At 68.2% G+C, this 20,818-nt stretch carries 22 protein-coding genes and 1 tRNA gene; 8 read left to right on the top strand and 15 right to left on the bottom strand.

All coding sequences use genetic code 11. From position 1 onward, the window contains the following. Positions 1 to 57 precede the first annotated feature (57 nt). The 4 genes from upp to ALI144C_RS20350 are packed head-to-tail and all read right to left on the bottom strand — an operon-like array spanning position 58 to position 3,059. On the bottom strand, positions 58 to 747 hold the full coding sequence (gene upp, locus ALI144C_RS20365) for a uracil phosphoribosyltransferase (RefSeq protein ID WP_076988682.1): 690 nt from the start codon (positions 745 to 747) through the stop codon (positions 58 to 60). Beyond that, complete coding sequence (locus tag ALI144C_RS20360) at positions 748 to 1,446, bottom strand: phosphoribosylanthranilate isomerase (protein ID WP_076988681.1); 699 nt, start codon at positions 1,444 to 1,446, stop codon at positions 748 to 750. Positions 1,447 to 1,471: 25 nt separating this feature from the next. Then, positions 1,472 to 2,191, bottom strand: a complete 720-nt coding sequence (locus ALI144C_RS20355) for a type 1 glutamine amidotransferase domain-containing protein (protein WP_076988680.1) — start codon at positions 2,189 to 2,191, stop codon at positions 1,472 to 1,474. A 49-nt stretch (positions 2,192 to 2,240) separates the two neighbouring features. Then, complete coding sequence (locus tag ALI144C_RS20350; protein ID WP_076988679.1) at positions 2,241 to 3,059, bottom strand: alpha/beta fold hydrolase; 819 nt, start codon at positions 3,057 to 3,059, stop codon at positions 2,241 to 2,243. A 560-nt stretch (positions 3,060 to 3,619) separates the two neighbouring features. Between ALI144C_RS20350 and ALI144C_RS20345 the strand changes: the two genes are divergently transcribed. Beyond that, complete coding sequence (locus ALI144C_RS20345) at positions 3,620 to 4,534, top strand: hypothetical protein (protein WP_143230745.1); 915 nt, start codon at positions 3,620 to 3,622, stop codon at positions 4,532 to 4,534. 28 nt (positions 4,535 to 4,562) lie between these two features. Next, positions 4,563 to 5,501, top strand: coding sequence for a hypothetical protein (locus ALI144C_RS20340; protein WP_076988677.1), 939 nt, complete (start codon positions 4,563 to 4,565; stop codon positions 5,499 to 5,501). Positions 5,502 to 5,978: 477 nt separating this feature from the next. Here the strand turns inward: ALI144C_RS20340 and ALI144C_RS20335 are convergent, their stop codons facing one another. Further along, on the bottom strand, positions 5,979 to 6,938 hold the full coding sequence (locus ALI144C_RS20335) for a nitrilase family protein (RefSeq protein ID WP_202819002.1): 960 nt from the start codon (positions 6,936 to 6,938) through the stop codon (positions 5,979 to 5,981). A gap of 71 nt (positions 6,939 to 7,009) precedes the next feature. Between ALI144C_RS20335 and ALI144C_RS20330 the strand changes: the two genes are divergently transcribed. Further along, positions 7,010 to 7,864, top strand: coding sequence for a LysR family transcriptional regulator (locus tag ALI144C_RS20330; RefSeq protein WP_076988676.1), 855 nt, complete (start codon positions 7,010 to 7,012; stop codon positions 7,862 to 7,864). Between the two features lie 37 nt (positions 7,865 to 7,901). On the opposite strand, the gene ALI144C_RS20325 is transcribed toward ALI144C_RS20330, so the two are convergent. Next, on the bottom strand, positions 7,902 to 9,011 hold the full coding sequence (locus ALI144C_RS20325) for a S1 family peptidase (RefSeq protein ID WP_076988756.1): 1,110 nt from the start codon (positions 9,009 to 9,011) through the stop codon (positions 7,902 to 7,904). A gap of 167 nt (positions 9,012 to 9,178) precedes the next feature. Here ALI144C_RS20325 and ALI144C_RS20320 point away from each other — a divergent pair, with 167 nt between their 5' ends. Further along, a complete protein-coding gene (locus tag ALI144C_RS20320) occupies positions 9,179 to 9,766 on the top strand; it encodes a DUF2087 domain-containing protein (protein ID WP_143230744.1) in 588 nt (195 codons plus the stop codon). A 30-nt stretch (positions 9,767 to 9,796) separates the two neighbouring features. Here ALI144C_RS20320 and ALI144C_RS20315 read toward each other — a convergent pair whose 3' ends face one another. Together ALI144C_RS20315 and ALI144C_RS20310 are read right to left on the bottom strand one after the other, a co-directional pair. After that, entirely contained in the window at positions 9,797 to 10,624 is an 828-nt protein-coding gene (locus ALI144C_RS20315) for a class I SAM-dependent methyltransferase (RefSeq protein ID WP_237774231.1), read from the bottom strand. Between the two features lie 160 nt (positions 10,625 to 10,784). Continuing rightward, positions 10,785 to 11,585 (bottom strand): sigma-70 family RNA polymerase sigma factor, encoded by an 801-nt coding sequence (locus ALI144C_RS20310; protein ID WP_076988674.1) that lies wholly within the window; start codon positions 11,583 to 11,585, stop codon positions 10,785 to 10,787. Positions 11,586 to 11,692: 107 nt separating this feature from the next. On the opposite strand from ALI144C_RS20310, the gene ALI144C_RS20305 reads away from it, so the two are divergent. After that, positions 11,693 to 12,397, top strand: a complete 705-nt coding sequence (locus tag ALI144C_RS20305; RefSeq protein ID WP_076988673.1) for a TetR/AcrR family transcriptional regulator — start codon at positions 11,693 to 11,695, stop codon at positions 12,395 to 12,397. A gap of 8 nt (positions 12,398 to 12,405) precedes the next feature. On the opposite strand, the gene ALI144C_RS20300 is transcribed toward ALI144C_RS20305, so the two are convergent. After that, the gene (locus ALI144C_RS20300; protein ID WP_076988672.1) at positions 12,406 to 12,993 is read right to left on the bottom strand and encodes a TetR/AcrR family transcriptional regulator; all 588 of its coding nucleotides are present in this window, start codon (positions 12,991 to 12,993) and stop codon (positions 12,406 to 12,408) included. An 86-nt stretch (positions 12,994 to 13,079) separates the two neighbouring features. On the opposite strand from ALI144C_RS20300, the gene ALI144C_RS20295 reads away from it, so the two are divergent. Next, positions 13,080 to 13,484: a VOC family protein gene (locus tag ALI144C_RS20295; RefSeq protein WP_076988671.1), complete on the top strand. Its 405-nt coding sequence runs from the start codon at positions 13,080 to 13,082 to the stop codon at positions 13,482 to 13,484. Here ALI144C_RS20295 and selB read toward each other — a convergent pair. The 3 genes from selB to ALI144C_RS20280 form a co-directional block, all read right to left on the bottom strand. Beyond that, positions 13,474 to 15,201 carry a selenocysteine-specific translation elongation factor gene (selB, locus tag ALI144C_RS20290; protein ID WP_076988670.1) on the bottom strand — a complete coding sequence of 576 codons (1,728 nt, stop codon included), beginning with the start codon at positions 15,199 to 15,201 and terminating at the stop codon, positions 13,474 to 13,476. The two genes, ALI144C_RS20295 and selB, sit on opposite strands and share 11 nt — an antisense overlap. Next, positions 15,192 to 16,469: an L-seryl-tRNA(Sec) selenium transferase gene (gene selA, locus ALI144C_RS20285; RefSeq protein ID WP_076988669.1), complete on the bottom strand. Its 1,278-nt coding sequence runs from the start codon at positions 16,467 to 16,469 to the stop codon at positions 15,192 to 15,194. The genes selB and selA overlap by 10 nt, the downstream gene beginning before the upstream one ends. Before the next feature lie 21 nt (positions 16,470 to 16,490). Beyond that, positions 16,491 to 16,585 (bottom strand) — tRNA-Sec (locus ALI144C_RS20280). A 23-nt stretch (positions 16,586 to 16,608) separates the two neighbouring features. Here ALI144C_RS20280 and selD point away from each other — a divergent pair. Next, positions 16,609 to 17,592, top strand: a complete 984-nt coding sequence (selD, locus tag ALI144C_RS20275) for a selenide, water dikinase SelD (RefSeq protein ID WP_076988668.1) — start codon at positions 16,609 to 16,611, stop codon at positions 17,590 to 17,592. Here the strand turns inward: selD and ALI144C_RS20270 are convergent. Beyond that, on the bottom strand, positions 17,537 to 18,742 hold the full coding sequence (locus tag ALI144C_RS20270) for an MFS transporter (RefSeq protein ID WP_076988667.1): 1,206 nt from the start codon (positions 18,740 to 18,742) through the stop codon (positions 17,537 to 17,539). The genes selD and ALI144C_RS20270 overlap by 56 nt on opposite strands. A gap of 32 nt (positions 18,743 to 18,774) precedes the next feature. Between ALI144C_RS20270 and ALI144C_RS20265 the strand changes: the two genes are divergently transcribed. Beyond that, positions 18,775 to 19,812, top strand: coding sequence for a LacI family DNA-binding transcriptional regulator (locus ALI144C_RS20265; protein ID WP_076988666.1), 1,038 nt, complete (start codon positions 18,775 to 18,777; stop codon positions 19,810 to 19,812). A gap of 12 nt (positions 19,813 to 19,824) precedes the next feature. On the opposite strand, the gene ALI144C_RS20260 is transcribed toward ALI144C_RS20265, so the two are convergent. Next, the gene (locus tag ALI144C_RS20260; RefSeq protein WP_076988665.1) at positions 19,825 to 20,304 is read right to left on the bottom strand and encodes a hypothetical protein; all 480 of its coding nucleotides are present in this window, start codon (positions 20,302 to 20,304) and stop codon (positions 19,825 to 19,827) included. After that, a complete protein-coding gene (locus tag ALI144C_RS20255) occupies positions 20,301 to 20,771 on the bottom strand; it encodes an NUDIX hydrolase (protein WP_076988664.1) in 471 nt (156 codons plus the stop codon). The genes ALI144C_RS20260 and ALI144C_RS20255 overlap by 4 nt, the downstream gene beginning before the upstream one ends. Positions 20,772 to 20,818 lie beyond the last annotated feature (47 nt).

Raw genomic sequence — 20,818 nt, 5'->3', positions numbered from 1 at the left:
GCTGAAACGTGGTGCCGGCTCTGGTACTCGGCGCCGAACAGAACTCGGGTATGACGGCTATCTCGGCAACTCGTCCCGCGGCGCCACGTCTGTCCCGAAATACCGATCGCCGAAGTCGCCGATGCCGGGAAGCATGTACGCGTTCTCGTTCAGACGTTCCTCAATGGACGAAGTCACCATCCGCACGCCTGGATGGCGCTCACGAACCGCGGCGACGCCTTCCGGCGCCGACAACAGGTTGATGAACACGATGTGCTGTTCCGGCACGCCCGCGTCGAGCAGCACCCCGATCGCCGCCAAGGCGGTGCCCCCGGTGGCGAGCATGGGGTCGAACAGCAGCACATGCCGGTTCATGACATCCGGCGGCAGTGCGGAGTAGTACAACCGCGGCAGCTTCGTCACCTTGTCGCGCTGGATGAGGATCTTGCCGAGCCGAATCCCCGGCAATATCGTACGGAGTTCGGCTTCCATGCTGTCGCCGGCGCGGGCGACGGACACACCGCAGAGTGGGGCGGTGATGCGCAAGCCGTCATAGACATGTCCGATCGGTGTCCGCACCTGATGCGGCTCGAACGGCATCTGCTCCAGTCCGGCCTCGATCAGTTGACGAATGATCCTGCTCGCGTGGCGAACGAAGTCGTCCCGACTGGCCTGTCCGTTGCGGATGATCGTGTGCAGTGCGCGCAACTGCTTGGTCTGCGGCAACAGGTGTACCGAGTGCGCCACGGACTGGGTCGCGTTGACCATTCAACTCGCCCCTCCCGGACGGTCTGCCGCGATGCGGGCGAACGCCTGACGCGCCTCGTCGACGAACTTGCGCACCTTCAGGCGATCCTTGCGGCCGGTGGCGTCCTCGAGGCCGGTGTGGGCATCGACGGCGGCCGGGCGAACCTTCTCGATGGCGTCCCCGACGTTGTCCGGGGTCAACCCGCCTGCCAGCATCAGCGGCCGCGGCGACAGGCGGACGAGTTCGGCGCTGACGCCCCAGTCGTGCACCAGGCCGGTGGCGCCTTTGGCGCCGGTCGCCGGGTTGAAGCTGTCGGTGATGAACATGTCGACCCAGTCGGCCGAGTCCTCGACGGTCTTGGTCAACTCGTCGATGTTGTCCGCTTTGACGACCAGGCTCTTCAAGATGTACAGCTCTGGTGCGATGTGCCGCAGTCTCCGCAGCTCGTCCGGGCTGACGTCGCCGTGCAGCTGGATGACGCCGACGCCCATTTCAGTGCAGAACTCGTTGATCTCGTCGGCATCGGTCAGGTAGGTGATGATCACACCCCGGTGCTCGGGTTGGATCGCCTTGACGATCGCCGCCGCGTCCGCCTCGGACAGGTCCTCGTTCTTCGCGGGCAGTCGCAGGGCGAAGCCCAGCCAGTCCGCGCCCTCCTCGAGAACCATGTCCGCTTCGGCCTGGTCGATGATTCCGGCGACCTGGATCAGATTCCGCATGGTGGTCTCCCTCTGCCGACGGCCATCACGAGCCGTTCGGCTTCGCTCGGCCTGCATGTGCGCCGTTGATGTGGGCGAGTTCGCTGACGACGAGTTCCGCGACGAGGGCGGCCGATGCGGGGTTCTGCCCGGTGATCACCCGATTGTCGTTCTCGGTGTGCGCGACGAAGTTCGGTGTTTTGGAGTGGATCGCGCCTCGTTCTTTCAAACGATCTTCAAGAAGGAACGGCATCACGTGGACGAGGCCCAACTGGGCCTCTTCCTCGTTGGTGAAGGAGCTGACTCTCTTCCCGTCGACCAGGTATGAACCATCCGACAGTCGAAGGTTCACCAGGCTGGCCGGGCCGTGGCAGACCGCTGAGACGACACCGCCGCGCTCGTAGATCTCGCGAGCGAGCCGAGCGAGCCCCGCCGACTCCGGAAAGTCCCACATCGCCCCGTGCCCACCGGCGAAGAAGATCGCCGAGTACTCGGCGGACCGGACCTGGGACGCCTGTGACGTTGCCGCGAGTTTCGCCTGTATCCGGTCGTCGGCAAGGAACGCCTTGACCTCCGGGTCGTTCTCCTCGCCGTCGAAGACCACGCCGGGAGGCTCGCCACCCCGATGGGACACGAAGTTCACGGTGTGGCCTGCCGAGACGAACACACGGTAGGGATGGGCTGCTTCCGAAACGCTGTAGCCGGTGCTGTTGCCGGTGTTTCCCAAAGTGTCGTGACTGCTGACCGCGAGTAGTATGTTCGCCATCTCTTCCTCTCGACTCTACCCCGCTGAAATGGTCGCTCTCACCCGTTGCTCAGGTGGCCGCCGTGGACCGGTTGGACAGTGGATGCGTGCTCGCGAGGAAATCGTTGACCAATTTCACGAACTCGACGGGCTTCTCGATGAGCACCATGTGACCGCTTTCCATCTCCACGTAGGAGGAGTTCGGAATCGCGGCGTCGAGCTGCCGGGAGTGTTCCGCGGGCACAGCGGCGTCGGGGTTGCAGCCGACCACCAGGGTTTCCGCCTGAACCTTCTCGGCGAGAGCCCGGATGTCTACGCGCAGCAGCAGTTCCAACTGCCGGATCCGGCCCCGTGACGGGCTGAGTTCCGCGCCCAGCTTCTCGGCGTCCGCGAGGCTCGGGAGGCTGTTGATGTACCCCGGGCTGAACGCGGTCGTGGTCAATATCCGGCCGAACGCCATCGCGTCGTGTTTCTGGCTCAGCGTCAGGCTGATCAGGTTCTGCATGTACGTGTCCGTCTGGACGAGGCCGCCCACGGGGATCAGCCGTCGCACCTGCTCGGGGTGGAGCGCGGCCACCGCCGCGACCACCGCTCCGCCCAGTGAGAAACCGACCAGATCGACCTGGTCGGCACCGTGGTCTGTGATGACCGCGGAGACTTCCTCGGCCAACTGCTCGATGGTCAGGTCACCGCCGTCGTCCTCGGCTGTCTCACTCCCGGACAGATCTGGTACGATCACGGTGTTTCGCGCCGCGAAATCGTCGATCAGGTGACCGAAAGCCGCCTGTCCTCCCTTGCCGACACCGTGCACCAGCACCAAGACCGGACCTGACCCGCTCACGGTGTACTTCAAGCGGGAGTTTCCGGCCAATACTGTACGCGTATCCATTCTTTCTCCTCGAGTGTTAGCTGGGCGACGTGATTCGTTGTTCACCAGGGCGCGCCGCTCGATGTGATCACTGATAACGCTATTGATAACCATGTACTGCTGAACCGGCTGCGCACGCGTCATTCATGGTGGTTTGTCACGCCGGGTGTGAATGATTCACTTCCCGCGCCGTGTCATCGTCTCCTGGCGGGCATTCCGGGGTGGCCGCGATACGGGATCATCGATCACATGATGACGCGGAGCAGTGTTGATATCCGCTCGGTTCGAGCGGTCAGACTGCCCTGCGTTCTGACTGGCATGCGATCTGATCCCCCCAGTGGCCAGACTACCTCGATCCCCGGTGAAGTACCCCGCTGTACTTCCGCATGAAGCGGCGTGCGACATTGAGATTAGGTCACGAGATACTCGGGGTCATCAGCCAAGTGATGCACTTGTTCTCAACTGGAGTTGAGTGTTTCACGGCTGCGCTCAACCATCGGCTACACGGTGTGGACTGGCTGGCCGTACGCCGGTCTGGTGAGATGGCCGTGGGCTGGTGTCGGTACGGGGATGGGGGAGCTGTGAGGGTTTGGCCGATTCTGTGCGTGGTGTTGCTCGCGGGTTGTACCCAGACCGTGCAGGGCACAGCCGTTTCCCCGGCCGGCGAGGCGAAGCCCGCCAAGCCCGCCAACCTGGCACTGGTGGACACCAAGGCGACCGAGGACGTGCTGGCGGCGACGAAGAGAGCGGTCGAAGGGGTGTTCAGCTTCGCCCCGGCTGATCCCGGCGCGCAGCAGCAGGCGGTCACGAAGTATCTGACCGGCTCGGCGCTGTCGGAGGTCGAGAAGCTGCTCGGCCCGGTCCGCCAGTCCGGGACTACGATCACCGCCAAGGTGCACGACGCGGCGGTGTCCGAGCTGACCGATACCACCGCACGAGTGCTCGTGATGGTCGACCAGACCGGGACACGACCAGGTGGCCCGCCCACCACAGGCGGCGCGTCGATCCTCGTAGTCGGCCAACGCGAGCAAGGCGCGTGGCGGTTCAACGAGATCACGGCCAACCCGGCGCTCAAGTCGGTCCCGAAAGCGCCCGGCGATCCGGTTGCCGATGCCCGCGACCAGGGCGTGGCAGCCGCCTACAGCGGCGTCGTCACGCTGATGAGCCTCGACGGCAACGACATCGACAACTCGCTCAAACGTCAGCAGGCCGCCACCACCGATCCGTTGCTGACCGAGTTGCGCCAGGCGACGGCCAACTCCGCACAGCAACTGCGCGAGTCGCGCACGAACGTGACAGTCGCACGAGACCCGATGGTCGCGGCGAAAACTGCCACAGCGGACGTGGTGACCGGCCTCGCGCTGGTGAAGACCACAGTCTCCAGCACAGCCACCCCGCAACCGGCCGAACGGGTCCTGCGCATCGAATTCGAGATGGCCAAGACGGCCGACGGCTGGAAGTTAGGCAAGGTCGCCACCCTCCAGGTGACCAGTTGACGCGACGGCCCCGGCGTAAGCTGCGCCCATGGTCGTTCTGGACTGGTTGCTCGAGTCGGATCCGGCGCTGCGCTGGCAGGTCCTGCGGGACCTGACCGACGCCTCACCGGACCAGGTCGCCGCCGAACGCGCGCGGGTCGCGCAGGAAGGCTGGGGCGCCCGGCTTCTGGCGTTACGCGGCAGCGACGGCCAATGGGCGGGCGGCGCGTGTTTCCCGGCCGACTTCCGCGGTGACTTCTCGGCCGGTCAACCGTGGACGTCGACGTTCCCCGCACTGTCGCTGCTGCGCGAACTCGGCGTCGACCCGAACGCCCCGATCGTGCGTGAGACAACGGAACTGGTGACGCGCAACTGCCGGTGGGAGCACGCCGGACAGCCGTTCTTCGACGGCGAGGTCGAGCCGTGCATCAACGGTCGAACGGTGTCGCTGGGCATCTACTTCGGCGTGGACGTCGAAGGAATCGTCACGCGGCTGCTCGGTGAACAACTCGCCGACGGCGGTTGGAACTGCGAAGCCGAGCACGGCTCGATCCGTTCGTCGTTCCACACGACCATTTGTGTGCTCGAAGGACTGCTGGACTACGAGCAGGCGACCGGCGGTTCGGCGCGGATCACCGAGGCCAGGGAGCGCGGGCAGGAGTACCTGCTGAGCCGCCGCCTGCTGTACAGGCTCAGCACGGGTGAGGTCGTCGAACCGTCCTGGTTGCTGTTCTCGTACCCGGTTTGGTGGCATTACGACGTTCTGCGCGCGTTGGACTACTTCCGCGCGGCGGACACCGCTGATCCCCGGCAGGCCGAGGCGATCGAACTCGTGCGGTCCAAACGGCAGAACGACGGCCGATGGCTGTTGGAGGACACGCACCCGGGTGAAGTCCACTTCGTCATGGAGGACGGCGACGGCGCGCCGAGCCGGTGGAACACCCTGCGCGCGTCGCGTGTCCTGGAATGGGCGGACAAGAGAGCGTAAGTCACCTTGCTGGCTGGCACGCTCCTGGGACGTGCACAGATCGCGAGCACACGTCGACGTGCTGAACAAGTGGCAGCGCGGCACGAAGATGGCAGTGCGCCGCGTTCCGGAACACCGCGATGAGCGACCGCGCCAGCAACAGCCGCTAGTCGGCGCCCGTCTCAGGACTCAGAGCATCATGTCCTAAGTGGACTTTGTTGTCGCTTGGTCCCGATGCTCGCCTGTGTGGATCAGGTCATGCCATGTGCCGTGATGGCCGGATCCTTGTCCATTGTGGTCTGCTGATGGATGCTGCACGCTGACGATCACGGCGGCGGCTGCGACCCACCACCATCGCAATGGCTTCAGGCTCGCTCGGCGGCGCCTCGACGGCACGACAGGCTGGCGGTCCATGAGCTGAGCATGCCGCACGATCAATGGTGTACGCACCACCTGTCCGTCAGCTCGTCGCCCTAGCCCCGGTTGTGAGACGGGCACTCAGCCGTCGACCGGTTCGGTGGCGAACCGCGCTGCGCGGGGGTCACGTTCGTTGCCCGTGCGGGTGGTGAGGATTCCGTACAGCTCCGGCCGTCGGCCCGCCATCCACCGCCGGCCCGAGGAGAGCCCGACGAGATCGAGGTCCAGCTCCGCGACGACGATGTCGTCGGCAGGCGCCGACGTCTCGACCAGGACGCGGCCGTAGGGATCCAGGACCATGGCGTTGCCTGTGCGCACTTCGTCGTCGTCGCGGCCGACGCCGTTGCTGAAGACCACGAACATGCCGTTGTCGTGCGCACGCGCCGGGAGCCAGCGCATCAGCCAGCCACGGCCGTTGGGGCCACGGAACTCGCGCTCGATCGTCTCCGCGTCGTTGTGCCTGTTCTCCCAGAGCGACAGGGGGATCGGACGCATCCCGTGCGGGCTGCGGGACGCGGTTCCGCCGGTTTGGTGCGGCGCGATCAGCACCGTCGCCCCGGACAGCGCGCAGGCGCGGACGTTCTCGACGAGGTTGTTGTCCCAGCAGATCAGGATCGCCATGCGCACACCCCACGGCGTGTCGAACACGGTGTAGCCGTCGCCGCTGCTGATCGCCGGGTGTTCGAACGCGTGGAGCTTGCGGTGGACGTGCAGGGCGCCGTCCGGCATGCACAGTGCGTACGAGTTGAACAGCTGGCCGTCGGAGCTCTCCAGGAATCCGGCGCCGATCGCGATGCCGAGCTCCCGCGCCAGCTCGCGGACCCCCGTGACCGACGGCCCGTCCGCCGGTTCGGCCAGTGCACGCAGCTCGTCCGGGTTTCGCCGCCGTAAGTGCCAATACCCGACCATGCACATCTCCGGGCACGCCACGAGCTGCACCTGTGCGGCGGCGGCCTGGCGGGCGAAGTGTTCAACGCGGCCCAGGTTGTACGACTTGTCCCCGGCCTGGTGCTCGAACTGGACTGCTGCGACTCTCACCATGCCCCTCATCAGAACCCGGCCGAGTTCCATGCGTCCAATGAATCTTTGGACGTATGCCATAACCTGGTGGAATGAATCCCAGGCTGCGGGCCTTCGTCGCAGTGGCCGACCACCACGGATACGGCCCGGCCGCGGCCAGCGTCGCGATCACCCAGCCCGCGTTGACCAAGCAGATCCAGGCGCTGGAACGCGAGCTGGGCGGGACATTGTTCGCGCGGGGGAGACACGGCGCCACGCTCACGGAGTTCGGCGCGACACTGCTGCCGCAGGCTCGTGAGTTGGTCGTGGCGTCCGACGAGTTCACCCGCCGGGCCAGGCGGCTCGCCAGTGGCGCGACCGGACGGCTGTCCCTCGGGTTCGGGCTGTCCACTATCGACCTCGCACCCCGCGCGGTCGCCGCCTTCCGGCAGGTGTACCCGGATGTCGAGATCAGCTTGGAGGACCTGCCGTCCACCGTGCAGATCGACCGGATCACCACCGGCGAGCTGGACGCGGGGTTCGTGCGGCTGCCCGTGGCCGACGGGTTCGCCCAGCGCGTGCTGCGACGTGACCGGCTCGTGGTCGCAAGCTCCGCCGCGGTGCCCGGGGACGTCGCCCGGTGGGTCGCCGACAAAGGGCTTGTCCGGCTGGGCCGCTCGAAGGGACCGGGGCTGACCGGGCAGGTCGACAAGCTCTGTGCGGCGTGGGGGATCCACCCGGCCACCCTGTACGAAACCCATGACCTGCAGACGGTTCTCGCCCTGGTGGCCGCCGGTGTCGGCCCGGCGCTGGTGCCGGCCACCGCGACGCGGATCGCCCCGGCCGGTGTCGCCTTCACCCAGCTCGACCATCCGGCGGCGGTCTGGGACGTCGGGATCGCGTGGCGCCCGGTGCAGGACACCGCGCTCGTCGCGAACTTCCTGGCAGTGCTGGACAGGACCCCCTGATGGGCACGGCCGGGATCGGCCGTGCCCACCGAGTGCGTCAAAGCGTGGACAGTTGCAGTCCGTACGTGGACAGGATCTCGTTCACCGGCTGGAACCAGGTCTGACCGCCGCCGGAGCAGTTGCCCCAGCCGCCCGACGTCACGCCCTGGGCCTGGTCCCCGGTGATGAACGAGCCGCCGGAGTCACCCGGCTCGGCGCACACGCTGGTCTTCGTCGCGCCGTGGAACGCGCCCTGCTGGTAGTTCACGGTCTCGTTCTTGGCCTGGATCTGGCCGCAGTGCCAATGGGTGGTCGAGCCCGAGCGGCACACCGAGCTGCCCACCGGTGCCTCCCACGAGCCGCGCACCAACTGGTCGGGCACCTGACCCCAGCCGAGCACGACACCCACGTTCCACCAGCCCCAGCCGGTCCGGATGTACGCGTAGTCGTTGCCGGGGAACGAGGACCCGGCGAACGTGCCCATCTGCGAGCCGTCCCAGCCGGTCACGTTGCTGTTGACGCCGCCGCAGTGCCCGGCGCTGACGAACCCGCCCACCACCGAGAAGCCGATCGAGCACCGGGTGTTGCCGTTGATGTGGTACGGGTCGCCGCCGACCGTTCCGGCCGCGAACGTCCGTGGCCGTGGAGCGGTGGTGGTGCGGACGGTCACCGGGCCCGCGGCCCTGGCCGCGTCGAGGAAAGCGGTGACGTCGGAGGCGGTGTCGTCGTCCACTGTGATCACGACGCTGCCGGTGCGCGGGTCGGCATGCCAGCTGTGCACCGCGGCAGGCGCCTTCCGCTGGTCGATCCGGGCTTTGACAGCGTCCAGCTGTCTGGCCGACACGGCGACGGGCACGGTGTCCGCGCCGGTCGCCTCGACCGCGGCGGCTTTGCTCTGGTCGGTCAGGCCGACGACGAGACGACCGCGGGCCGGGTCGAACCAGCTGCCGCCGAAAGCCTCCCCGGCCACGCGTTCGGCCTGCGGGGCCGTTCGCGCGGCGGCGGCTTCCTGGCGGATCAGGGTGTGTGCCTGTCCGGTGGTGATGGCCAGGTCCTTGGCCATCGCGTCGAGCAGGCCGGTGGAATAGGACACAGCGAGCGCGGGCGGCGCCATGGCGAGCACGGCGGCGACCGCGACGGACACACTCAGCGTCTTACGGAGCCTCATCATCGTTCTCATTCCATGCAGGGTGGGGAAACGAGGGGGTGAGAGCGCTCTCTCGTCGAGCGTGCGGCACGAAAGCCCCCAGGTCAAGATTTCGACCGAAACTGACCGGGCGGTTTGGCTCGTTCCGGTCATCGGCGGGGGTGCGGCATCCGATCTACACTGGCCGCATGGCGGATGATCATCCTCACCGGGAGTACACCTGCCGTGTCTGCGGGTTCCACTACGAATCCCCGACATGGGATGGCGGGACGGGCTCCCAGGACATCTGCCTCTGCTGCGGCACCCAGTTCGGCTACGCGGACACCACACTGGACGGTGTGTGGGAAGTCCGTGCGAAATGGGCGGCGGCGGGCCACCCGTGGTCCCACCCCGAGTATCGGCCACCGGACTGGGAACCGGGTGCGCAGTTCGTCCAGGTCCCGGACCGCTGGGCCGACGCCGACGTCCTCGCGCACAAGCTGTCGGCGGCACCGCTGCCGACCATGCGCACCTCGGCCGACCCGGAGGCTGAGCGTGCGGAGGTGCTGGACCGGTTCTGCCGCGACGGGCGGCTGGCGTACTTCCCGGCCACCCGCCACGAATGGATGATCGTGCTGGAACACATCGCGTCCGGCTTCGAGCCGGGCGTCATGTACCGCAGGCTCGAGGTCGACGAGGTCCTCAAGGCCTGGCACGGCAAACCCGCCCTCCTGCTGGGCGTGCTCATCGGCAACGGCTTCATCGAGAACGACAACCAGCACTACTGGCGGACCTAGCGAAGGCCGTGATCGTGCCCGACGCCACCGTCACGGTCGCCAGATGACGATCTCGACGGCGCTGGTCCGCTCGGCGAAGCGTCCGTCGGGGGACGTTTCGCCGAGGAGGTGGCGCAGATCCGTTTCGAAGGCGCCGAGGCCATCGGCGAACAGGTGCGGCGCCGAACTGGACAGTGAGAACACCGCCGAGACGATCTCGTCGACAGTGCGCTCGGCGACACGTCCCCCATCGATGGTGACCCGGGCAGGGCCGGTGAACCCCGCCTGCCGCATGACATCCTCCTCACCACCACGAGTGCCATGCGGCAGCAGGCCGCGTCCTGCCCGGCGAACCGGCCCCAGATAGCGGGCGACCAACTCGTCGATCCGGTCCCACGGTGGAACGGGATGCGGGTGAGCGGTGCCGTCACTTGCCTCCGTGGTGCCGCGATGGGTGGTGGCACCGACGTGGACCCAGGCCCCGTCCGGGGTGAGCATGCCGCGAACCCGGCGGGCGACCAGTGGCTGATCCATCCAGTGGAACGACTGCGCGAACGACACGACCCGGAATGTCCCCAAGTCCGCGGGGAGTTCCTCGGCACGCAACCGCCGCCAGTCGATGGCGGTCCCCGCGGTTCGGCGCCGTGCCTCGGCGATCATGCCGGGATCGGCGTCGACACCCGTCGCGGCGGCGAACATGGGCGCCAGCAACACAGTCAGCGAACCGGGACCGCAGCCGACATCCAGCAGCCGCCCGGTTCCGTCGAGCCCGAGTTCGTCGCGGACGGCATCGGCGAGGCCGTCCGGATAGGGCATTCGGCCGATGCCGTAATGGACGGCGCTTCCGGCGTACAGCTTCTCGTCCCACTCCCATTCCACGGTCAGGATGTTAGGCGGAGTCCTCACCGTTCGACTCGGGCTCGCCGGCGCTTTCCCATACCAGCCGCCATTCGCTGACCAACTCGTTCAGGATCGCCGTGGTGTTGTCCGGGACAGGTGCGGTCATGGCAGTACTCACTCGTTGGTGTGATGAGAGATGTCAGAGAGTGAACGCCTTCGCGGCGCCCTGTCTGCGTGGTCGCAGTTCGCGGTTGGCGTCGGCGAGGTGGTTGGCCACGGCACGGCAGTCGACACAGCCGGCGAGGTGTTCGGTGATCGGCCGGGCGCGCTGGTGTGGCAGGCCACCGCGCGTCCACGTGCCCATCTGGTGCCGTGTTCGCTGGCAGGCTTGGTTGTTCGTAGCGGGAACCTGTGCCTGGAGGTAGGCCTGGCGCAGGCCTTCACGTGCGCGCATCGCCAGCGCGGCCACGCCGTTGGGCGTGATCCCCAGGACGGGGGCGATGTCGGCGGGGGAGGCCGACTCCACTTCCGTCCGCCACAGGACCATCCGCCAGCGTGGCGGCAGGCTGCGGAATGCCGACCAGGCCAGGTCCTGGTTCCACAGCCGCTGCACGATCTCGTCCGCCCTGGCCGTGGTGCCGTGCAGGATCCCGTGGTTCTCCGGCCCGTTTTCTGGCCCGTTTTCTGGCACTGTGCCGTACAAGTCGACCTGGTCGCGGTGGCGTCGCCACTTGATTGCCAAGTGCCGCATGGTGACCAGCAGGTATGCGCGCACGTTGTCGCGTGGTCCGTTGCCGCCGCGGATGGCGGCCAGGACGTTGGCGAACGCCTCCGCGACGAGGTCGTGCTGCTCCGCCGGGCCTTGCAGCCATTGGCCTGCGATCAGCCGCGCCGATCCCGCGTGCCTGCGGAACAGCGTCCCGTAGGCACTCTGGTCGCCCGTCCGCACTGCGTTGAGCAGCGCCACATCCGACGCGTCTTCGTAGGCGGCGTTCGACATCGCGCCGGCCTCCGTCTCCCCGTATCGGCCAGACTCGCGGTAACGAGTACAGGACTGTATCAGGTACACGGATGTATCAATTATCGAGTGAACGGTAAACTCTGGGTATGCCTTCGTCGGCACATCCCGGTTCCGCGGACGGCCGCGCGAAACGCTGGGCGGGTCAGCGTGAACGGCGTCGCCGGGAGTTCGTCGAAGCCGCGTTGCGCGTGATCGCCGAGCGCGGCCCCGGGGTGTCCACCGAACTGATCGCACAGGAAGCCGGTGTCGCCCGAACCCAGCTGTACAAGCACTTCACTGACGCCGCGGACGTGCACGGCGCCATCGCCGAGCGGGCGATGCAGCTGATCCACACCGATCTGGCGCCACTGTGGAACCTGCACGGCACCCCGATGGAGATGATCCGCTCCGCGGTCGGCAGCCACACCCGCTGGCTGTCGGAGAACCAGTACCTGTACCGGTACCTCAGTATGCACGCGTTGTCCGCAGGGGACGGTCCGAACGCGAGCGCCGACGTCAAGACCGCCATCGGCAACCACCTGACCAGGTTGTTCGAGCACTACCTGGCGATGTTCGGCATGGACACCCGGGTCGCGGGGCCGGTCGCCTTCGGTGTGGTGGGACTCGTGGACGCCTGCACGGCGCAGTGGCTCGCCGATCCCCAGCGGATCGGCCACGACGAGTTCGTCGCCCTGCTCACCCGGTGGGTGTGGAGCATCCTGGACGACACGCTGCGCGCGGGCGGCTTCGAACTGGACCCCCACGCGCCGCTGGCGGCGCCGGACCTGAAGTTCCCGCCGTCCCCCGAATAGCTGAACGATCAGGTACGCAGGGACTCGATCATCGGTTCCAGGGCGGCCATCGTTGCGGCGAGATCCGTTGCCGGGTCGGGCGAGTGGGCCAGCCACACGGCCGCCTCGTTCATCGCGCCGGACAGCAGGCGCGCCATCGGCTCGACCGGCTTGTCCGCGATGATCCCGTCGGTGACGAGTGCGGTCAGCGCCTCGGCCAGGTGCCGTGCGGAGGACTCCTTGTCCAGGGCCCGCCAGTCCTGCCAGCCGATCACGGCCGGACCGTCGACCAGCATGATCCGCTGGACCTCCGGATCCGTCGCGGCGGAAAGGAACGCGCGGCACCCGGCGAGCAGTCCTTGCCACGGATCGGTTTCCGCGTCGGCAGCGCGGGCGACCTGTTCGCCGACGTCGTGCTGCACGTCGGCCAGCACGTGCCGGAACAAGTCGGCCTTGCTGCTGAAGTGGTGGTAGAGCGCTCCTTTGCTGACACCGACGGCTTGAGCAATGGTCTCCAGCCCCACATTGCCGTAGCCGTGTGCCGCGAACAGGCGCCGGGCGGTGGCGCTCAGCGCCTGGACGGTTTCTTCGCGCTGCTGCTGTTTGGTGCGGGGCACCTCGGCATCTTGACATACCGACGGTCGGTTTCCTATCTTCGACGTAACAAACCGACCGTCGGTATGTTTCTTGCAAGGGGGGCACCATGGCACTGACCAGCTTCTATCCCGTCGTGATGACCGATCGGGTCGCCGAGACGCGGGACTTCTACCGAGACCACTTCGGCTTCGAGCTCACCTTTGAGGCCGACTGGTACGTCAGCCTGAAGCGCGGCGACTGGGAACTGGCGATCCTCGACCCGGCCCACTCGACCATCCCGAGCGGGTACGGCACACGGGTGCAAGGCCTGCTGCTGAACTTCGAGGTGGACGACGTCGACGCCGAACGCCGCAGGCTCGTCGACGGCGCGGGACTGACCGAGGTGCTGTCGCTGCGCAGCGAGGCGTTCGGGCAGCGGCACTTCATCGTGGCCGACCCCAACGGTGTGCTGGTCGACGTCATCCAGCCCATCCCGCCGACGGGCGAGTACGTCGACCAGTTCACGCAGTAACGGTCGTGCGCAGGTCGCCGTCCAGGCGTTCGGTGACGCCGGTCTGGTCGAGTAGTTGCAGCAACGGCAAAGCGACTCGCCGCGACGTGTCCAGCGCGCGGCGGGCCTGGCTGACGGTGAAAGGCTGGGGGAGCGCGGCGAGGATGTCGGCCGCTTGTCGTTGTGCGCCCGGCATCAGCACGATCCCGCCGGGCAGCAGGAGAATTCGGTCGACGGCGTGCGCGGCAGCCAGCTCCCGCCGCCCCAGGCGGAGTTCGTCCAACCGGTCGGCGGTCGGGGCGGCGAACGGCTTGGTCGCCAGGTCGGCGGCGAGCGTGGCCAGCGCCAGTTCGACCGCACGGGGAAGCAGTGCTCGTCCTGGTATGTGACCATCCACAATGGGCAGATCGGCCGCCTGGGCGAGCGGTGTGGCGATGCCGACCGGCAGGTCGAGCTCCCTGGCCACCGCGTCCACCGGGATGCCCTTCACGCGCAACGGATTCGCCTCGCACCACCGGTCGACCACGGTCGGCACCCGTTCGAGGAGCCACCGCCATCTCGCCGGATGCACCCGCCAGGCACCGACCTGGGTTCCCGTGACAGGCAGGCCGTTCATGCGGAACTCGTGCTCGGCCATGAAGCCGTTGCGGTGCAGCAGGCGATCCGCGACGACGGACAGCGGCCTGCCGATCAACTCGGCCAGCTCGGCGTCCAGCCGTCGCGCGTCGCCCCGCCGGACCAGCTTGGGCGGGTGCAGGTCGAGAACGTCGGCGCCCGCGACGATGACACGCAGACCGGGATCCCGCAGCAGGACGCGGTCACCGATCCGCAACGGCAACGCGCGGGCCAGCCGCAGCCGGGCACTGTGCGGGCCGAGCCGCCGCACGGTCACCGCGACATCGGCGGAACCGATGTGCAGATGCAGTTCCCGCTGTGTCTCGACTGCCAGCGCGACGTCGATCTCCGCTGTCCTCGTCCACGCGCCGGGCGTGGTGAGCGCGTCCCCGGCTTGGATTCCCTCGCGGTCGGTTCCGCGCAGGTTCACCGCGACCCGGGCCACCGCCCGAACCTCGTCGGTGTCCTGCTCCATCGACTGCAGGCCACGGACCCGGTGCGTCAGCTCGTCGCCGACTCGGATGGTGCCCGCGGCCAGGGTCCCGGTGACGACCGTGCCGACCCCGCGCAGGCTGAACGTTCGGTCGATCCACAGCCGCACGTCCGCGTCCTCGTCCGGCGTGGGAAGCGCGGCACACAACCGGTCCAGGGCGTGTCGCAGCTCGTCCAATCCGGCTCTCGTCGCGGCGCTGACGTGGACGACCGGGGTGTCGCGCAACGACGTGCGGCGCAGCTCCGCCAGTGCCCGCTCGCTGGCGTGGCCGGGATCGGCCAGGTCGCAGCGGGTGATCACGAGCAGTCCGTGCCGGACGCCGAGCGCGTCGAGCGCGGCGAGGTGCTCGGCGGACTGCGGCTGCCAGCCCTGGTCCGCGGCGACCACGAACAGGACGGCGGGCACCGGGCCGACTCCGGCGAGCATCGTCGGGACGAACCGCTCGTGGCCGGGCACGTCGACGAACGCGACAGGATCGCCGCCGGGCAACGTCGTCCACGCGAACCCGAGGCCGATCGTGAGGCCACGGCGCCGCTCCTCGGCCCAGCGGTCCGGGTCCCGGCCGGTCAACGCGCGCACCAGCGTGGACTTGCCGTGGTCGACGTGGCCGGCGGTGGCGACTACGTGCATGCCAGCACCGCGTCGACCAGCGCGTCGTCCTCATCCGGGTGCACAGTCCGCAGATCCAGCAGACAGCGCCCACGCTCGACCCGGCCGACAACCGGCCGCGCCCCGCGCCGCAACGCTTCGGCGTAGTGGCTGGGCAGGCTCACGGCCACGCTCGGCAGTTCGACGCCTGGCGCGCCACCGCCGCCGACCGCCGACACAGTGTCCTGGACTTCAGCCACATCGAGCCGTTTCACCAGCGCCCAGGCCCGTGCACGCAGCCGCTCGACATCGGCGGCGAGCATCGCCGCGACAGGCGGCTCAGGACCGCGCACCGTGGCCTCGAGCGCGGCCAGCGTCAGCTTGTCGACCCGCATCGCCCGTGCGGCCGGATGCCTGCGCAGTCGCTCGACGAGCCCAGCGTCGCCGAGCAACAACCCGGCTTGCGGCCCACCGAGGAGCTTGTCGCCGCTGGCCGTGACGAGCGAGGCGCCGTGTGCCAGCGCTGTCGCCGCGTCGGGCTCGTCCGGCAGCAGTGGATGCGGCCGCAACAGTCCGGAACCGATGTCCACCACCACAGGCGGCCCGAGCGTCGCCAGCTCCGCGACACCCACCTCGTGGGTGAACCCCGTGACCCGGAAGTTCGACGGGTGCACCTTCAGCACGAACCCGGTGTCCTCGCCGACCGCTTCGGCGTAGTCGCGCAGGTGGACCCGGTTGGTGGTGCCCACTTCGCGCAGAGTCGCGCCGGACGCGGCGAGCAGCTCGGGGATCCGGAACCCGTCGCCGATCTCCACCAGCTCACCCCGGCTGACGACGATCTCCCGCCCGGCGGCCACCACGAGCCCGCACAACAACAGTGCGGCGGCGTTGTTGTTCACGACGTGCACGGCACCGGCCTGGGGAACCGCGTCGGCGAGCGCCGCGATCGTGGCGCGCCCGCGCCGGGCGCGTTGCCCGGTCGCCAGGTCGAATTCGACATCCGTGCATCCGGCGGCGGCGATCAGGGCCGCGCGGGCCGCGTCCGACAGTGGCGCACGGCCCAGGTTCGTGTGCACCACCACGCCGGTCGCGTTGATCACGGCACGCAGGCTGGTCGCGTTCCCGGGCAGGCTGGCCACTGCCGTGTCGGCGACCGCGTCCGGCGGGATCTCGCCGTTCCGGGCTCGTTGTTGCGCCTCGACGATCGCCTGCTTCACCAGCGCGCCGCCCAGCTCCCGCGTCGCGGCGGCCAGGCGGGGGTCGGCGAGCAGCGCGTCCGTGCGGGGGACGCGCCTGCGCGGGTCGGTCATCCGGGTGTCCTCAATGGATTGTGGCGGAGGCGGACGGGAATCGAACCCGCCAACGACAGGTACTGCCGTTCAACAGTTTTGAAGACTGTGCCGACCACCAGACCGGAAACGCCTCCTCGAGTCATGCCACTATGACCGTATGACGGTCCGGCTCACACAGTACGCGCATGGGGGCGGGTGTGCTTGCAAGATCCCGCCGGGTGAACTCGAAGAGGTGGTACGAGGTCTGCACGGACCGGCCGACGACCTGCTGGTCGGTCTCGACAGCGGGGACGATGCCGCCGTCGTCCGGCTGCGTGACGGTGTCGCGGTGGTCGCGACCACCGACTTCTTCACGCCTGTGGTCGACGATCCCTACGACTGGGGGCGGATCGCGGCCGCCAACGCGTTGTCCGATGTGTATGCCATGGGCGGAATGCCGCTTGTCGCGCTGAACCTGTTGGCGTGGCCGCGTGACGTCCTGCCGTTGGAACTCGCCGCGGAGGCACTGCGTGGCGGCTACGACATCGCCCGATCGGTGGGCTGCCACGTCGGCGGCGGGCACAGCGTGGACGACGTGGAACCGAAGTACGGCATGGCCGTGACCGGAACCGCCGACCCGGATCGGTTGCTGCGCAACGACGCCGGTCGGCCTGGGATGCCGTTGTCGCTGACCAAGCCGTTGGGCCTCGGCGTGCTCAACAACCGGCACAAGGCGACCGGTGAGGTGTTCGACCACGCCGTGGCCACAATGGTCACACTGAACGACACCGCGTCCCTGGCGGCGCTGGCCGCCGGGATCACGTGCGCGACGGACGTGACCGGCTTCGGCCTGCTCGGCCACGCCTACAAACTGGCCAGGGCCAGCGGTGTCACCGCCGTGATCGACGCCGCCGCGGTGCCCTACCTGGACGGCGCCAGGCAGGCGCTGCGCGACGGCTACCTCAGCGGCGGCACGAAACGGAATCTCGACTGGGTCCGGCCGCACACGGACCTGACCGCCGTGGACGAGTCCGAGGCGCTGCTGCTCGCCGACGCGCAGACCTCCGGTGGTCTGCTGCTGGCCGGGGAAATCCCGGGAGCGCCCGTCATCGGAGAGTTGGTGCCGCGTGGTGAGCACGCCGTCGTCGTTCGAAACCGCTGAGGCGTAGCAGGATCGGCGTCAGGGCGAACAGGGCGACGGACAGGGCCGCGACCGAAAGCATCGCGCCCCGCATGCCCACGGCCTCCGCCCACAGGCCGACGTACACCGGGCCGAGCAGGAAACCGAGATAGGCCACGGTTGTCACGACCGAGGTCGCGCGGCCCCGGTGTGACTCGTCGACGTTGCGGGACACGACGCTGACGATCGTCGGGAACAGCACCGCCGTGCCCGCCGCGGCTGCCGCAAGACCCAGTGCCGCAACGAACAACGTGGAAGCGGCGGCGATCACCACCGTGCCGGTCGCGGCAGCCGACGCACCGACGAGCAGAACCGTGCGGGCGTTCACGGACTTGAGACCGCCGGTGATGAAACGCGTGATCGCGACCGTCGCGGCGAACACGGCGGGCGCGACAGCGCTCAACCCGGCGCTGGACTGGAGTTCGTCACGGGCGAAGACCGCGCTCCAGCTCTGGTGCGCGTTCTCGGCGGCGAAGGCCAGCGCGCCGAGCACCCCGATGATCATCAAGGGGGTGATTCGCCACAGCGCTGTCGGCACCGGTGTCGTCGTTGTGTGGCCATATGCGGTGGCGTGCGCGGGGACGAGCCTGAGCAACACCGCTCCTGCCGCCAACGCGATGACTGCGACCGCGACGAACGAGACGACGAGCGGGAGCTCCGCCGCCACCCCGGTCGCGAGGCTGCCGATGACCACGAAGCTGGAGAAGACCCCGTGGGCGCGGATGATCACCGGCCGCCCGGCGATCCTTTCGGCACGTCCCGCGAGCGCGTTGATGGCCACGTCGCCCGCACCGCTCGTCGCGCCGACCACGGCGAGGCCGACGCACAGGCTCACCAGGTCCACCGCGGTCAGTGCGAGCCCGATGCCCACCAGGCCGAGCGCGCCGGTGGTCACGGCTGTCAGCCGCAGCCCCCACCGATCGAGTGCCTTGCCCATCACCACCATCGCGGGCAGCGCACCGGCGCCGATGAACAACAAGGCGAAGCCGAGTTGTCCGGCGCTGATCCCCGCCTGGTCCCGGACGCTCGGCACGGCGGCGCCCCACAGCCCCCAGAACGCCCCGAAAGCGGCGAAGGCCACGTAGGCCGAGACGATCATCGGACGCGCCGCGCCGAGGACAGGTCCACCCATATGTGTAACGATACACATCTAGGCTCGCCGCCATGGGATCCAAGCGCGTGACCCTCGCACAAGTGGCCGAACTGGCTGGTGTGTCGGTCATGACCGCGTCCTACACGTACAACCAGCCCAACCGGGTGTCCGACCAGGCACGATCGAAGGTGCTCGCCGCCGCGGCCCAGCTCGGATACGCCGGACCGGATCCCAGTGCCCGATCATTGCGGCGCGGCAGCACCCGCACACTCGGAGTCGTGCTGGGGGAGCACCTGAGCTACGCGTTCGACGACCCGCAGGCGGTGTCGTTCCTGGCCGGAATCGCGGACGTCTGCGCTGGTCACGGATATGGCGTGACCATCGTGCCGATCACGGGCGCCGCGGATGACGTCACCCGGGTCCGGGACGCGGCCGTCGACGGGTTCATCGTGTGGACCACTGCCGACGACGACCCGATCATCGCGGCCGTGCGGGCCACGAAACGACCGGCAGTGGTGCACGGCGGCCCGGCGGTACGCGGCATGGGCCTGGTGACCATCGACAACCGGGCAGCCGCCTACGCGGTGGGACTCGTGGTGTTCGCGGGCGCCCAACGTCCGGCGGTGGTGAGTTGCCCGTTGTCGCGTGAACGGATCAGCACGATTACCCCAGGGGTCGCCCCGTCGAGCGCGCTGTTCGCGGTGACGCGGCACCGGCTGGAGGGTTACCGGCAAGCCGCCGAGGAGTTGGGTATCGCATGGCACGACGTGGTCGTCGCGGTGTGCGCACGCAATGACGTGACCGAGGCCGAGCACATCACAGCGACCCTGCTGGCGTCCGACGAACCGCCGGACGCGATCGCGGCAATGAGCGACGAGCAAGCAGCTGGCGTCGTCCGAGCCGCGCACGCCGCCGGCCGCGTCATTCCCGACGACATGACTGTCTCCGGATGGGACGACGCGGCCGTAGCACAACGACTCGGCCTCACGACCGTGGCACAGTCGCTACGAGACCAGGGCGCGGCGTGCGCACAAGCCGCGCTCGGCGGAAAACCTGACTCTTACGCCGACGCATGGTCCGTCGTACGCAGGACCACGACTCGCGGATGACTTGCGGACACGTCAGTCTCGTACGGCACCGTCCGGCCAAATGACGGCGACGGTGAGGCCGCGTTCGCGGGCGGCAGTGACGACATCGGCGGTGCCGCCGTAGCCGCGGGCTGGTTGTCCGTCCCATACGGCGACGAGTTCGTCTGCTTCGTCGAGCATGCGCAGGCTGGCGTCCATGTAAGCGTCGGAGTTGGGCTCGATGTGGTCGAGTTCGATGATCCGTACGGCTTGGGAGAGCAGGCCGTCGTAGGTGGCTTGATGCGACCCCGGAAGGCCGTCGCGGTATTTCTTGGCTGGCACAATGACGACCAGCGAACCGCCTGCGTCGAGCACGGTCTGCGCGAAGAGGCTGTCCGCGCCGTCAGCGATGCAGGACAGGCCGACAAGATCAGGTCCGGCGTGCTTGGCGACCTCGGCCGACAGACCAGCGGCGACCAGTTCTGCGGTCCGAGCAGGCAGTTCGCGGTGTCCTGTGACGGCCAGTCTGGTCACTGAATCTCCTGCTCGTAGAGGGCGTCCAGCGCGTTGTCGAGTTCTTGTGCTTCACGGGTGCGCGTAGGCAATGATGCCCGGAAGCCACGTACCCGCGTGGTGGTCAAAGTGGCCACTTCGTGTTCGGCGAACAAGCCAATTTCCTTGTGCTCATGGGAAAGCACCGGCTCTGTGTCGCCATTCGCGTAGCAGCCGTAGGTCACGATGAACACGTGCTTCTCTGCCACGTCGATGTAGTACATCCATGTATCGAGGATCGGCCCGGTGGTCACTTTCCATTGGGTCTCTTCGGTGATCTCACGTGCGACGCACTCTTCGGGTGTCTCGTCGAGTTCGATCCGGCCCCCAGGCAGTTCCCACTCGTTCCGGTCGTTCTTGAGCAGCAGCACTTTTCCGTCTCGCACGACCACGCCTTTGATTGAGACAGGAAAGGCGCGCGGGATGTAGTCGGGCTGGCTCTGGCTCATCGAGGCGTCCTCCGAAGTCGCTGACTCGCTGCTCACAGGCAACCTAG

It is taken from the genome of Actinosynnema sp. ALI-1.44 (genome assembly GCF_001984155.1).
In the GTDB taxonomy this organism is placed as follows: Bacteria; Actinomycetota; Actinomycetes; order Mycobacteriales; family Pseudonocardiaceae; genus Kibdelosporangium.
The sequence above is the reverse complement of the archived record's forward strand: the minus strand, read 5'-3'. Positions and strand labels throughout refer to the sequence as shown.